The following is a 14565-nucleotide window of genomic DNA, read 5'->3' as shown; positions in this document are numbered from 1 at the left end:
ATCATTTTGATACTATATATAGTATATACTCTCTCTCTTTCGTCAAGGTGAATTCAATTATTATTTTTAATTTTCCACGATCTTCACACTAAAATTTTCAGTACTCAAAACTATGTAATAATATAACATTTTGTTGACAAACGTTATATTATTACATAGTTTCCCAAATAATAAGCAATGATGGTAAAAAATATGGATCTGCACTTCAATAAGACAACATTAGGCTATAGGAATAGAATAGCAATAAAGAACTTTTCAGCAAAGTTAAAAGCTGGTTCATTGGTTGCAATAACAGGTGATAATGGCGCTGGAAAATCAACACTGCTAAAAGCCATCGCCGGATTGATTAAACCTCTTAAAGGAAAAATTACAAAACCAAAAAAAAGCCGCATTGCTTATCTTGCTCAGCAATGTGATGTAGATCAAACATTTCCAATTGATGTGAAAACGCTTGTAAAAACAGGATTGTGGTCTTTTTGTGGATTATGGAAAAACCAGCGCCCTTATGATTCTAAGATTCAAAATGCTCTTAAAATGGTTGGGCTTACAGAACTCGCACCCCGTTCGCTTGAAACATTATCAGGCGGGCAATTGCAACGCGCTCTTTTTGCACGTATCATTGTACAAGATGCCAATATTATTTTGCTTGATGAACCTTTCAATGGTGTAGATCATAATACCCAAAAAGATCTTCTTGCACTGATTACATGCTGGCAACAGCAAGGACGCACAGTTCTCACAGCACTCCATAACCCTCTCATCGTGCAAGAATTTTTCCCCCAAATGATTCAAATTGATCAACAAAACGCCTTTTATGGAGAAACAACACAGTTTTTAAACAACACCCTTTATCACGTTATGCCATCTCTCACATCCAATTCTTTCCCTATTAGCGCACAAAAACAAAATCTTCCCATCAATGATCCTCTCTTTCTTAGGTTATAAGACGTGTATGCATTTTTTCTTGCCCCCTTTGTTGATTTCCAATTTATGCAAAACGCCCTTATCGGTTCTATTTTCCTGTCTATTAGCGCTTGTCCTGTTGGTGTATTTTTGATGCTCCGTGGAATGAGCTTGACAGGAGATGCTATTTCTCATGCCATTCTTCCTGGTGTTGCAACTGCTTTTCTGATTTGTGGTTTTTCCCTCATATCTATGACTCTTGGTGGCATCTTCGCTGGTATTATTGTTGCTTTAGCAACCATTTTGATTTCACGAAACAGCTTTCAGAAAGAAGATGCATCAATGACCGTCTTTTATCTTATTGCACTCGCGTCAGGTGTTATTATTATCTCACTGAAAGACTCAACAATTGAGTTGCTTCATCTCTTATTCGGATCGGTTCTTGCACTTGATGCACAAGCCCTTTGGTTAATCACTACTATAATGCTGATTACACTCTGCAGCCTTTGTATTTTTTGGCGTGCACTCGTTTTAGAAAGCTTTGACCCCCTCTTTTTTAAATCACTCTCTCCATTGAGTAAATATATTCATATTTCATTGCTTGGACTTGTGGTGTTGAATCTGGTTGGAGGCTTTCAATCACTAGGAACATTACTCTCCGTTGGCATTATGATGATTCCAGCCATTACAGCCCGTTTTTGGTTTTCACGGCTAGGCCCTATTTGCGCGCTTTCCACTCTTTTTGGAATCATTTCTAGCGTATGTGGTCTCCTGCTTTCTTTTCATCTTTCACTTCCCTCCGGCCCAGCTATCATCATGGCCGCAGGATTTATTTATCTTGTTTCCTGTTTGATAAGCCCACGTGGCTTTATTGTAACATGGTTTCCCCACCTCTTCTATACCTCCTCACTTTAAGGAAAAAAATGTGCCTAAGTTTGCTCAAAAATTTGCTCTTCTTGGAGCTTTATTGCTTGCCCTTTCTCCATTTTCTGCTTCTGCACACAATAAAATAAAAGTTGTTGCGAGCTTTTCCATTCTCGCAGATCTCGTAAAAAATGTAGGAGACAACCATATCTCTATGACCACTTTTGTAGGTCCCAATGCGAATACCCACACTTATGAACCTACTCCTCATGATGCTCAAGCTCTTAGAAATGCTCAAATTATTTTCATCAACGGACTTCATTTAGAGGGGTTCATTGACCGCCTCATCACAGCAAGCGGTACAAAAGCACTTCTTGTCAAAGTTAGTGATAATATACCCCCTCTCGAAATGAAAAAACAAGAACATGATGCCCATCATCACAGCGTTATTGATCCACACGCTTGGCAAACAATTCCCAATGTCGAAATCTATGTGAAGAATATCGCTGCTGCTTTTTGTAAAATCGATCCACAATCCTGTACCAGCTACAAAAAAAATGCCGAAACCTACATCCAAAAACTTAAAATAGCACAAGATACCCTGAAAACAAAAATTGCTGCCATTCCTAAAGATAAACGTATCATTATCACATCTCATGATGCCTTTGGCTATTTTGCCAAGGAATATGGTTTTACTATCCTTGCCCCTCAAAGTGCTTCAACAGAAGCTGAAGCAACCGCAGCCGATGTTGCTAAACTTATAAAACAAATTAAAACCAATAAGGCAGCTGCCCTATTCGTTGAAAATATCTCTAATCCCCGTCTCATAAAACAGATTGCAAAAGAAACAGGTTTAACAATTGGTGGAACACTTTATTCTGATGCATTGTCAAACAAAAATGGCCCTGCAGCAACTTATCTCGATATGATGGAACATAATGTAAATACCATCATTGATGCTATCACGAAACCTTAAAAAATCTTCTACGAAAGAGAGAAGAAAAAATTCATAAAATCATAGATCTATGATTATGTTACCAATGATACTCAATCCTCATGATTGGTGACAATGATATAAAACAAAGTTGATTTTACAGAAAAAATTTATACCCTATAGATGCTAAAATGGATCAAAGTTAAGATATAAGGTGCATAGTGCCATCATTTATGAATAATTTTCTCTCTCTATTTTTCTTATTCATTCTTTATAAGATACATAAATTATTACATCAGGAAATAGATAATAATAGATTGTTTTTTATTGATAAAGTACCTTTCTAAATGAGAAGAAATATGGTTAATAAATGGTTATTATCTCTTGATGTTTTTCTACAATGAAAAGAACTTTATTATGTTTGATGTTTGAAAATAATATCCTTCTTATAGACCATAAAAGTGCAAGATTTCATTATATGAGTGTTTCGAATATTCTCAACATCATGTGACAATGGACCATTACCAAAACTTTTAAAATTTTATTTTTAATCTCATCGGTTATACTCTGATTTTGTGAATGTAATCAAGAAAGTCAAAACACAACATTATCATGACACAGCATAAAAGAGAGTCGTGTCACATCAATTAATGCTTACTTATTATTTGTGCGCTTTCCTGTGTTTTTATTAAAAGTATGAAAATTCTGATGAGCAACTGTGAAACTTAGTTTTTGACCATATTCGTGTGTCAAGCGCTCTTTTATTTCAATCGTAAAGATGATACCATTCCAACGCGTTAAAACATGGCAACCTGTTCCAATAGGCTTGATAAGCTCAATTTTTGTGTGAAAGACTGGTCCTTTATCTGGATGTTCGCCCAATAAGATTATTTCAGGTCTGAAGGCTAAAAGATCTGTTTCTTCGCTATAAGTAAATGAATGCCCTAAATGTTGTTCTAAGACATGGCGATCAAGAAAATTCATAGGAGGAGAACCAATAAAATCAGCAACAAATGTTGTTGCTGGAGTATCGTAAATTTCCATTGGTGTTCCAATTTGCTCGATAGCTCCTTTATTCAAAACGACTATTCTATCAGCTAATGTCATAGCTTCTAGTTGATCATGGGTAACATAGAGGCTGGTTGTTCCTAATGAACGCTGTAGTGTTTTTATCTCAATACACATTTGTGCCCGTAATTTTGCATCAAGATTTGAAAGAGGTTCATCAAAGAGAAAAACACGGGGTTGACGTACAATCACACGCCCCATTGCTACACGCTGGCGTTGTCCTCCTGATAATTGTCGTGGTTTACGATCAAGAAATGGTTCTATTTCCAAAAGTTTTGCAGCATGTGCGATACGTTTTTTAATTTCTTCTTTAGGGGTTTTTCGATTTTTAAGACCATATTCTAAATTTCCACGAACTGTCATATGGGGATAAAGAGCATAATTTTGAAAAACCATAGCAACATCACGATCAGCGGGTTCACGATCATTGATACGTTCGTTATCAATACGTAGTTCACCTGAGGTAACTTGTTCAAGCCCTGCAATAATACGTAATAAGGTTGATTTTCCACACCCTGAAGGACCAACAAGAACAAGAAGTTCTTTATCGGCAATAGTTAAGTTTAAATCATCAATGACCAGAATGCCGTTGTCATACTGTTTTTTTATATTTGATAACTGGATTATGGCCACAATTACTTCTCCGTTTCAATAAGGCCTTTGATAAAAAGCCGCTGCATGAAGATAACAACAAGAACAGGGGGAACCATGGCAACAACCGATACTGCCATGAGTATATTCCATTGAGGATCATGTTGAAGTGATTCGACAATAAGCTGTTTTAAAATAATAAGGATCGTTTGATGATTTTGATCCGTTGTGATGATAAGAGGCCAGAGATATTGTATCCATCCATAAATGAACATAATGATAAATAAAGCAGCGATATTGCTTTTACTAAGAGGAAGAAGAATATCCTTAAAAAATTTAACTGGACCTGCACCATCAACACGTGCCGCCTCTAAGAGTTCATCTGGAACAGTCAAAAAAAACTGGCGAAATAAAAATGTAGCAGTTGCAGATGCAATAAGTGGAATAATCATTCCACTATAAGTGTTAACCATCCCCAATTTCGCAACAATCTCATAGGTTGGAAGAATACGAACTTCGACAGGGAGCATCAATGTAACAAAAATAAGAACAAAAGCAGTTTTTCGGAAGGGAAAACGCATGTAAACAATTGCATAAGCAGACAAAAGTGAAATAATAATTTTTCCAATACTAATCCCAAGAGCCATAATGAGTGAATTCATTAAGAGTGGCCAGAGGTTGGGCAAACCCAGCTGTGCAAGGCCATCACCAAAGATTGTTTTATAATTTTCCAGAGCATACTTCCCAGGCAAAAGAGGAAGTGTTCCTGAGTTAAATGCTGCTGAACTATGAGTTGATGCAATCATAGCAACATAAACTGGAAAGCAAATAATGATAATACCAACAATAAGCGTTATATGGGTTAGAAATTTCAAAACAGGGCGATTTTCAACCATAACTTATTTCCTAATATTGTACACGACGCTCAATCCAGCGAAATTGGATAAACGTTAAGACAATAACCATCAACATCAATAGTGTTGATTGTACTGCCGATGCACCGATTATTTGATTTCTAAAGCCATCATCATATACTTTATAGACGAGGATGCTCGTTGCACGCGCAGGACCTCCAGAAGTTGTGCTATCAATGATACCAAAAGTATCAAACATAACATAATTGACATTAACGATAAGAAGAAAAAATGTCGTTGGTGAAATTTGCGGAAAGACCACCGTCCAAAATCGTTTAAAGGGACCAGCACCATCAATAGCTGCGGCTTCTATTTGAGAACGCGGAACGGACTGAAGACCTGTAAGAAAAAAGAGAAAATTGTAAGAAATCTGTTTCCAGCTAGCCGCAATGACAATAAGAAGCATCGCTTGATTGCCATTAATACGATAATTCCATAAAACCCCTATTTTTTCGAGAAGAAAAGGGATAATCCCAATAGTGGGATGAAAGATAAACAACCATAATATACCTGCCAATACTGGAGCAACAGCATAGGGCCAAAGCAAAAGCATTGTATAAGCCTTTTTTGCACAGATGACACGATCAACACAGACAGCTAAAAGAAGCGATATTGTCATTGATACGACAGTAACTGAGATGGAAAATACTGCGGTTGTAAGAAGTGATTGCAGATAAGCAGGATCAGAAAGAACGGTTAGATAATTTTCAAAACCAATAAAGGTTGCTGTAAAGCCAAAAGGGTCTTCACGCTCAAAAGATGATTTTATTGCTTGAGCAGCAGGCCAAAAGAAAAACAAAAAAGTCACAAGAAGCTGAGGAAAAAGCAATCCGTAAGAAAGGAGACTATTTTTAAAATATGCATGTTTTTCTTGCATTCGTAGGGCTCTTTAAATGTAGAGACTTTAAAAAGACAAACAAAAAGGACTCAACTGTTTTTGTTGAGTCTTTAATGTTTAACAATAAAACGAAATTAATGATTAGATTTTTCAAATTCACGCAAAAGTTTATTTCCACGTTTAACGGTCTCATCTAAACCATCTTTCGGTGTTTTTGAACCACTAAGAACAGCTTCCAACTCTTGATCAAGAATGGCACGGATTTGTGGTAAATTACCAAATCTTATCCCTTTCGAATTAACTGTTGGAGGATTAAGATTGATCTGCTTGATAGCTATATCGGCACCTGGCGTTTTCTCATAGAAATGTTGTTTTTTGCTCAATTCATAAGTTGCTTTTGTGGTTGGAAGATAACCTGTCTCCTGATGCCATCTTGCTTGATTTTCTGTTTTTGAAAGAAATTTAAGAAAAGCGGCTGCCCCCGCATATTCCTTTGCGGTATGGCCCTTAAACGTCCAAATAGAAGCTCCCCCAATAACTGAATTTTGCGGTGCTCCTTCTACATCCTTATAGTACGGTAGCATACCAACCCCCACATTAAACTGAGCTTCAGAAACAATTCCAGCATATGATCCTGAAGATTGCATTAAAATTGCACAATTTTGTGCCATAAACATTGGTGTTGAATCTAATGCGCCAGCAGGACCACCATAGCGGAAAATACCTTGATCAGACCACTTTTTTAGGTCAGTCCACATATGTACTTGTAAAGGTCCATTAAATGTAAGTTCTGAATCAAATCCTTTAAAGCCATTTTCCTTCGTTCCAAAAGGAACATTATGCAACGCTGAAAAGTTTTCTATACCAATCCATTGAGCGGCATAAGTCATTGTAAAACCACACGTTGCCGCTTTAGTCTCAAGAATTTTTTTGGAAAAATCTTCTATATCTTGCCACGTTTTAGGAGGCTGTTCTGGATCAAGCCCTGCTTTTTTAAAGATATCTTTGTTATAATAAAGGATGGGTGTTGAAATATTGAATGGCATAGAAACCATACGCCCCTGTTCATCGGAGTAATAGCCACTAATAGCAGGAAAATAATCTGTAGAATCGAACTCTTGTTTTGTATCAGCCATAAGTTGATAAAATGGATAGATTGCGCCTTTTGCTGCCATCATAGTTCCAGTACCAACGTCATAAATTTGAGCGAGCACTGGCTGTTTCTTTCCACGAAATGCTGCAATGAGTGAAATCAAACCCTCTTCATACTCACCGCGATATGAAGAAATAACTTTATATTCAGACTGACTCGCATTAAAATCGTTAATAAGACTTTCAGTTTGCTTTCCTAATTCACCACTCATAGAATGCCAAAAGCTGATTTTTGTCTGTGCAAAACTTGCTGTCACCCCCGCTGTAGACATTATGATAGCAACCGTGGCCGCTATGGAAAGATAAAAACGACTCATGGTTCACCCTTTCTGAAGTGATGGAATACAAACTACCCCTAAATTTATAGTATTACACATGAACATGCTATGACAGTTTTATTTCAGAAACATATTCTCTCATTTAAACAGGAACCACCAAAAGGTCAAATGAATTTGTTTAAATTTATTCATTTTCTTTTATAAGCTTTCTTATGTATTAACGAAGAGACAAATAGAATTTCTCTTAAAATTAAAAAAATCATTTTGAGCGCCTAATAGTCTCTTTCCCTGTAACGAGATCACACCCCTCACGCAAAACAAAATGACACTGTATTACCAATTTCCATGCTGTTAAAAAATCTTTCAATACCTCTACATTTCATGATAGCTCCTATAAAATAAGCCATAAAGCCTCTCCACTAAAGTGTCTAAGACTTTTTGTATGCCATCATTTTACACTTCATAAAAGTGCAAAAGAACATCATCATATGAGACCCTCATGCTTCAACAAGTCTTGCATTTGAAATACGTTAAATGAATATTTTTATTCTTTTCTCAATAATTTTTTATCCACACACCAACCCTGCTTGTAATGTGAAAACGAATGATTTTGATTGATTCATTGTAAAAATATTTGAAATAAGAGAAACTGACGTATTAAGGTCTCTTAATTATATGAATAAACTATTAATTAGCATTATAAATCAATGTATTATTGTTATATATTAGATATTTTTTCCATCATACTAGCTTTATGAAGGTACAGGAGTTTCTTTTATAAAATATATATTTTTTACCTTTGTGCTCGCAATTTCAATGCAAGATCAGGTTGATCTGTCGTAATATAATGTACAGGCATATCAAGCCAATGTGATAACCGAGCTTTTCCGTTGATCGTCCATACTCCTACAGTAAAACCAGCCCCAAGAGCTGATTCAATAAAGTTCTGTGAAACAATAGAACCATTTAAACTGAGATCAGAATATCCCAATTGTTTCCATTCAGAAAAATGACGGTCCATATCACCTTCAAAATTATCAACACATGGACCAGATGGTATTCCTGCTTCAATAAAAGGACGAAGGACTAAAGGATCAAAACTAATTGCAGAAACCCGTTCTGTTAAATTGCGGCTTTTTATGAGCGCAAGCGCTTTTTGGGATAATATTGTTTCACGCTCCACTTCACCACATGTTTTGATTTCAAGATGTAACGCAACATTCGTTGGCGCTAGAAGATCAAGCACCTCTTCTAATAAAGGAGGTGCTTCTCGGCTTCCTTTCACGCAGAGTTGTTTGCGTATTTCATTATCAATGTCGTGAATATATCCCTTTTTGCCAACCAATTGCTCTAGATAAAAATCGTGAAAGACAACCACCTCACCGCTTTTCAGTAAGTGAACATCACATTCAACTTCATCAACACCTAACGCTATGGCATTATTAAATGCAGAAAGAGTATTTTCAGGATAAAGATGAGCTCCACCACGATGTGCAACAATTTTTTTCTCAGACATGCAAAATTTCATACTTCTCACTTTTCAATATATTGACGTACAGATTTTCAGATAAAGACTTATATCACATGAAAATGCACAATCATTTTTAAAGATTTTTTCTACATTTTTCTGAATATCAAACCCTCAGTCATATTTTATTCTGAAAAAGGCTTATCCTTCATTTCAATTATTCCCATTCAATGGTACCAGGAGGCTTTGAGGTTACATCATATACAACACGATTAATCCCTCTAACTTCGTTAATAATACGTGCTGCTGTCTTACTTAAAAATGCCATATCATAGGGATAAAAATCAGCGGTCATTCCATCTACAGATGTGACAGCGCGAAGAGCACAAACAAATTCATAAGTGCGATCATCCCCCATAACACCAACAGTTTGAACTGGAAGAAGAACAGCAAAAGCTTGCCAAATTTCATCATAAAGACCGGCCTTACGGATTTCCTCAAGATAAATAGCATCTGCTTCGCGTAAAATTTCTAATTTTTCACGTGTTACAGCACCTGGACACCGAATTGCAAGGCCGGGACCTGGAAAAGGATGGCGACCAATAAACTGCTCCGGTAGCCCTAACTCTCGCCCTAGCGAGCGAACTTCATCCTTAAAGAGCTCACGCAACGGTTCTACAAGTTTCATCTTCATCTGTTCTGGTAGCCCACCCACATTATGATGGCTTTTAATGGTTACCGTTTTACCAATAGCAGACACACTCTCAATAACATCTGGATAAAGTGTTCCTTGTGCTAAAAACTCTGCACCTCCTATTTTTTTAGTTTCTTCTTCAAAAACTTCAATAAAAAGGCGACCAATCGTTTTGCGCTTTTTTTCTGGATCTGTCTCACCTTCTAAAGCATTAAGAAATATATCGGCAGCATTAACATGAATAAGCTCTATATTATAATGATCACGAAAGAGCGTGAGAACTTCTTCAGCTTCATTCTTGCGCATCAGCCCATGGTCTACCAAAATACATGTCAGTTGATCTCCTATAGCTTCATGAAGGAGTACCGCTACAACAGATGAATCCACTCCCCCTGAAAGACCACAAATCACACGACTTTTCCCAACTTTTTGTCGTATCGTAGCAATTGCCTGCTCACGATAAGAAGCCATTGACCAATTGCCTTTAATAGCAGAGATCTTATGAACAAAATTTTGCAAAAGTTTTGTACCATTGTGTGTATGGATAACTTCAGGATGAAACTGTACCGCATAAAAATGTCTTTTTTCATCCGCAATAGCCGCATAGGGAGCTCCTTTTGAGGTTCCTATGACACGAAAACCTTCTGGTAAAGCTGCCACACGGTCACCATGGCTCATCCATACTTGATAACGAGAACCTTTTTTCCACACTCCATCAAAAAGGGCACTCTCTTCTTGCACTTCCAAAAAAGCACGCCCAAATTCACGCTCATGCCCAACTTCAACCTTTCCTCCAAGCTGAACACACATGACTTGTTCACCATAGCAAATACCCAGAATCGGAATACCCGCCTCAAAAATTTCCATTGGAGCACGCGGAGAGCCCTCATCAATAACGGAATAAGGACTCCCTGATAAAACAATAGCTTTAGGATTGATCCGTCTAATAGCTTCTAAAGCTAATTGAAAAGGAACAATTTCACAGTATACCCCCATTGCTCGCACCCGTCGTGCAATAAGTTGTGTAACTTGTGAACCAAAGTCAATAATAAGAACAGTGTCTGGATGTGATATGCTCATAGAAAACCAATCAACAATTGTAAAAGAAAACTCATGAGAGTTATGATTCAATCTTTCTCTTTTCACAAGCCTGTTTTCTTAAGAAAAAGATTATTCTCGTAAAGTTTATGATAAAAAGTGCAAAAATATGGATCAATGTTTTTTTTGCAACACAGATAAAAAGAACCCATCTGTTTGTGTTGTGGCCGGCGACAAAGTAAGTCCATAATTTGAAAAAACTGGTTGCACAGGAGAAAAACTAAAATGTTTTTGCCAAAGCGCTGGCATATCTATTGGAGAAAAATGAGAATGTTGTTGAAGAAAATGGGAAATTTGTTCCTCATTTTCATCTGTAAAAAGAGAACAGGTAATATAGATTAAGCGCCCATTTGGCTTAAGATAAGCTATCGCTTCATTCAAAATAGCCCTCTGTTCTGTTTGGCGTTGTTTCACTTGTTCTAATGTTAAACGCCATTTCGCATCTGGACGACGACGCCATGTTCCTGTCCCACTACATGGTGCATCTAGTAGAACTCTATCCATCTGGCCTATTAATGGCTTCAATTCTTCTTTTTGTGCTCGTGTTTGTACATTACGAACACCAGCACGTCGAAGACGATCAAAAATAGGAGCTAGGCGCACTTTATCAAAATCATAAGCATAAATTTGCCCACGATTGTTCATATCGGAAGCTAAAGCTAATGTTTTGCCCCCAGCACCTGCACAATAATCTAATACCTGCATGCCCTCTTGCGCTTCCACAAGGTGAGCAACAATTTGAGATCCTAAATCCTGTATTTCAAAGTGTCCTTTTTGAAAAGCTGGTTCCACTTGAACATTGGGATGACGATTAAACTTTTCAATCGGTGCAATTCTTAAAGCTTGTCTAAACCATGGAAAAGATTTAAGTTTGGTTTTTGCTAATTCTTTCAGCACCTTTTCTGGTGTTGCCTTTAGGTTATTTACCCGTAGGTCTAAAGAAGGACGCGTTGCTAACGCAGCCGCTTCAGTGATCCAATTATCACCAAATAAAGGATGCAAATGCGCTTGACACCATTGCGGAATATCACCACGAATATAGTCTGGAGCATCCACTAATTGCTGACCTTGCCATGATTTACGCTGTTTAACCCCTAATAACTGCGGTGCAAACCGATCTTCTGCCAACTCACCGTCAATTTGCTCCAGCGTCATTTTTCCAGAATCTAATAAAGCACCAAAAACGATATCTCGGATATCATCACTCTCCATACGCCATTGTAAAGAATATCGTCGTCTTAAAACATCATAAACGATTGTACCAATGGCTGCGCGATCACCTGCTCCAGCAAAGCGATGAGAAAGACCCCAATCTTTTAAAGCTTCTCCTACTGGGCGATACCTAATTTCTATCTCTTTGAGAACATCTATTGCCGCTTGCAAACGCCCACCTAATCGCATTCATTTCTCCCATTAAAATAATAAAATTTTAAATCATCTAAAAAAATAATATTACCTCCTTCTTGCCAATGAAACCTTCTCAAAGCCATCAAAAATTTATATTCAATATTAAAATGATTTGACCATATTTTTTTATAAAATCTAATTTAGAGTATCTAGATTTTTCCCTTTATCTTCTGCCCAGTCGCTTTTTATCCTTCTACCTCTTATGTTAAAAGATACGTAGCCATCCATAAAGAACTTATTTCCGCCATGCATTACGAAAAAATCAAATATTTCCCATCTTTGTACGGCTATCCTGCTGAAAAAATAGAAAAAGTCTTCTCATAAAATTAAACAATTTCATCTTACGTTCAACAAAAAATTAACTTTTTAGAAAATGCTTGGAACCACTATTTGGCATGACCGTTTTTATTGTACTGGCAATTGCCAGACAATTTAAAAGGAGAAAATAATGACTTATAATAATGGAAAAACAACCTCATCTAAAAGTCGTCACAATACAATGCCCTCAAACAATGCAAAGAAATCCGTCCAAAGTGATCAGACAAACACTCGCCAACGTGCGTCAAAGACAGGACGGAAGACAACAAAAAGTTAATTCTAATTTTATATAACTTATTTCACATAGTCTTGAAGAAAGAATTAGAGTTTTCGCCTCTAATTCTTTCCTTTTAGGATTATTATTCCAAATCACAAACAGAAAAAGAACAGCCTCTCTTCCTTGTTTGCGGAAGATTTTATATTGATGCAATATGACATTAGGCTCTTGTATCTTTAAACTGGCCCACGATAGTTTGGACTCTCCCGTGTGATAGAAACATCATGCGTATGACTTTCATGGAGTCCTGCATTCGTAATACGAACAAACGTTGCTTTTTCACGAAACTCTACGAGATCTTTTGCCCCAACATACCCCATCGAAGCACGAAGTCCACCAGCAAGCTGATGTAGAACTGATGCTATAGGACCTTTATAAGCCACCTGCCCCTCCACACCTTCAGGAACCAACTTAAGTTCATCACGAACGTCATCTTGAAAATAGCGATCAGCCGATCCTCGTGCCATAGCACCAACAGATCCCATACCGCGATAGGCTTTAAAAGATCGACCTTGATATAGATAAACTTCACCAGGACTTTCTTCTGTACCTGCTAAAAGAGAACCAATCATCGCTGCACAAGCCCCACCCGCTAAAGCTTTAGCAAAATCACCCGAAGCTTTGATCCCTCCATCTGCAATTATGGGAATGCCCGCTTTTTCAGCAACTTCTGCAGCATTCATAATGGCTGCAAGTTGAGGTACACCGACACCAGCAACTATACGCGTTGTGCAAATAGAGCCAGGACCAATCCCAACTTTTACCGCATCTGCACCACTGTCAATCAATGCCTGCGTTGCTTGAGCAGTCGCCACATTCCCAGCAATAACAGCTGGAGAGGAAGTCATCTTTTTAATTCGTTCAACAGTGTCTAATACACGCTGAGAATGTCCATGTGCAGTATCAATCACTAGAATATCAACACCTGCATCAATTAATCGTTCAGCCCGCTCAAACCCATCGTTCCCTACACTACTTGCAGCTGCAACACGCAAGCGACCTTGCGTATCTTTGGCAGCGTTTGGATTTAATTTTGCTTTTTCAATATCCTTAACTGTTATCAGTCCGACACAACGATTCTGTTCATCCACAACTAATAATTTTTCAATACGATGATGATGCAAAAGATACTTCGCTTCATTGAGTTGAACATTTTCACGCACTGTGATTAAATTTTCATGCGTCATTAATTCATAAATTTTTTGTTTGGGATCCGATGCAAAACGCACATCCCTATTTGTCAAAATGCCAACAAGCCGTCCAGCAGTTTCACCTTTAGCACCATTTTCAACAACCGGAATACCGGAAATACCATGAGAGCGCATCAAAGATTTTGCTTCTTCAAGTGTTGCATCTGGTCCAATGGTGACTGGATTAACAACCATACCAGATTCAAACTTTTTTACTTGGCGGACCTCTTCTGCCTGCTCTGCAGGAGACATATTACGATGAATAACTCCAAGACCACCAGCTTGAGCCATCGCAATAGCCAAACGCGATTCTGTTACCGTATCCATTGCTGCAGAAAGCAATGGCAAATTGAGCTTAATATCCGCTGCAATGCGCGTACTGAGATCCACTTGACTAGGCATAACAAGAGAATGACCGGGTTGTAAAAGTACATCATCAAAAGTCAGTGCCAATGCACCTGTCCCCGTTTCAACAATCTTTGCCATAGCAAAATTCCTTTTATAATAAAACACCGCAAGGAGCTTTAAAATACAACTGCGGTTCTCATACATGGTAGATTGGCAAAAAATT

12 protein-coding genes are annotated in these 14565 nt (G+C 37.6%); 4 read left to right on the top strand and 8 right to left on the bottom strand.

What is annotated here, in order from left to right:
* Window positions 1-192: 192 nt before the first annotated feature.
* From ACFIJL_RS04670 to ACFIJL_RS04660, 3 genes are read left to right on the top strand one after another with little or no spacing between them, the layout of a single operon-like run.
* Complete coding sequence (locus ACFIJL_RS04670; protein WP_375622991.1) at window positions 193-945, top strand: ABC transporter ATP-binding protein; 753 nt, start codon at window positions 193-195, stop codon at window positions 943-945.
* Between the two features lie 3 nt (window positions 946-948).
* Window positions 949-1818, top strand: coding sequence for a metal ABC transporter permease (locus ACFIJL_RS04665; protein WP_375622989.1), 870 nt, complete (start codon window positions 949-951; stop codon window positions 1816-1818).
* 10 nt (window positions 1819-1828) lie between these two features.
* The gene (locus ACFIJL_RS04660; protein WP_375622987.1) at window positions 1829-2743 is read left to right on the top strand and encodes a metal ABC transporter solute-binding protein, Zn/Mn family; all 915 of its coding nucleotides are present in this window, start codon (window positions 1829-1831) and stop codon (window positions 2741-2743) included.
* A gap of 612 nt (window positions 2744-3355) precedes the next feature.
* Here ACFIJL_RS04660 and ACFIJL_RS04655 read toward each other — a convergent pair.
* The 7 genes from ACFIJL_RS04655 to ACFIJL_RS04625 form a co-directional block, all read right to left on the bottom strand.
* Entirely contained in the window at window positions 3356-4402 is a 1047-nt protein-coding gene (locus ACFIJL_RS04655; protein WP_375622985.1) for a sn-glycerol-3-phosphate import ATP-binding protein UgpC, read from the bottom strand.
* 2 nt (window positions 4403-4404) lie between these two features.
* Window positions 4405-5256 (bottom strand): sn-glycerol-3-phosphate ABC transporter permease UgpE, encoded by an 852-nt coding sequence (gene ugpE / locus ACFIJL_RS04650; RefSeq protein WP_375622983.1) that lies wholly within the window; start codon window positions 5254-5256, stop codon window positions 4405-4407.
* 10 nt (window positions 5257-5266) lie between these two features.
* Window positions 5267-6151, bottom strand: a complete 885-nt coding sequence (gene ugpA, locus ACFIJL_RS04645; RefSeq protein ID WP_375622981.1) for a sn-glycerol-3-phosphate ABC transporter permease UgpA — start codon at window positions 6149-6151, stop codon at window positions 5267-5269.
* 95 nt (window positions 6152-6246) lie between these two features.
* Window positions 6247-7581 (bottom strand): sn-glycerol-3-phosphate ABC transporter substrate-binding protein UgpB, encoded by a 1335-nt coding sequence (gene ugpB, locus ACFIJL_RS04640; RefSeq protein ID WP_375622979.1) that lies wholly within the window; start codon window positions 7579-7581, stop codon window positions 6247-6249.
* A 754-nt stretch (window positions 7582-8335) separates the two neighbouring features.
* On the bottom strand, window positions 8336-9058 hold the full coding sequence (locus tag ACFIJL_RS04635; RefSeq protein WP_375622977.1) for a glycerophosphodiester phosphodiesterase: 723 nt from the start codon (window positions 9056-9058) through the stop codon (window positions 8336-8338).
* A gap of 169 nt (window positions 9059-9227) precedes the next feature.
* Entirely contained in the window at window positions 9228-10784 is a 1557-nt protein-coding gene (gene guaA, locus ACFIJL_RS04630) for a glutamine-hydrolyzing GMP synthase (RefSeq protein ID WP_375623105.1), read from the bottom strand.
* Window positions 10785-10916: 132 nt separating this feature from the next.
* Window positions 10917-12203 (bottom strand): RsmB/NOP family class I SAM-dependent RNA methyltransferase, encoded by a 1287-nt coding sequence (locus ACFIJL_RS04625; protein ID WP_375622975.1) that lies wholly within the window; start codon window positions 12201-12203, stop codon window positions 10917-10919.
* A 454-nt stretch (window positions 12204-12657) separates the two neighbouring features.
* On the opposite strand from ACFIJL_RS04625, the gene ACFIJL_RS04620 reads away from it, so the two are divergent.
* A complete protein-coding gene (locus ACFIJL_RS04620; protein WP_375622973.1) occupies window positions 12658-12804 on the top strand; it encodes a hypothetical protein in 147 nt (48 codons plus the stop codon).
* 176 nt (window positions 12805-12980) lie between these two features.
* Here the strand turns inward: ACFIJL_RS04620 and guaB are convergent, their stop codons facing one another.
* On the bottom strand, window positions 12981-14480 hold the full coding sequence (guaB, locus tag ACFIJL_RS04615) for an IMP dehydrogenase (RefSeq protein ID WP_375622971.1): 1500 nt from the start codon (window positions 14478-14480) through the stop codon (window positions 12981-12983).
* Window positions 14481-14565 lie beyond the last annotated feature (85 nt).

The organism is Bartonella sp. TT119HLJHH, assembly GCF_042193385.1.
Classification (GTDB): Bacteria; Pseudomonadota; Alphaproteobacteria; order Rhizobiales; family Rhizobiaceae; genus Bartonella.
This window is presented reverse-complemented; position numbering and strand designations above follow the sequence as displayed.

Excerpts from the sequence above, each read along its gene's own strand:
- ugpB (WP_375622979.1), bottom strand. The coding sequence starts at position 7,581 with ATGAGTCGTTTTTATCTTTCCATAGCGGCCACGGTTGCTATCATAATG.
- guaA (WP_375623105.1), bottom strand. The coding sequence starts at position 10,784 with ATGAGCATATCACATCCAGACACTGTTCTTATTATTGACTTTGGTTCA.
- guaB (WP_375622971.1), bottom strand. The coding sequence starts at position 14,480 with ATGGCAAAGATTGTTGAAACGGGGACAGGTGCATTGGCACTGACTTTT.
- ACFIJL_RS04620 (WP_375622973.1), top strand. The coding sequence starts at position 12,658 with ATGACTTATAATAATGGAAAAACAACCTCATCTAAAAGTCGTCACAAT.
- ACFIJL_RS04670 (WP_375622991.1), top strand. The coding sequence starts at position 193 with ATGGATCTGCACTTCAATAAGACAACATTAGGCTATAGGAATAGAATA.
- ugpA (WP_375622981.1), bottom strand. The coding sequence starts at position 6,151 with ATGCAAGAAAAACATGCATATTTTAAAAATAGTCTCCTTTCTTACGGA.
- ACFIJL_RS04635 (WP_375622977.1), bottom strand. The coding sequence starts at position 9,058 with ATGTCTGAGAAAAAAATTGTTGCACATCGTGGTGGAGCTCATCTTTAT.
- ugpE (WP_375622983.1), bottom strand. The coding sequence starts at position 5,256 with ATGGTTGAAAATCGCCCTGTTTTGAAATTTCTAACCCATATAACGCTT.
- ACFIJL_RS04625 (WP_375622975.1), bottom strand. The coding sequence starts at position 12,203 with ATGCGATTAGGTGGGCGTTTGCAAGCGGCAATAGATGTTCTCAAAGAG.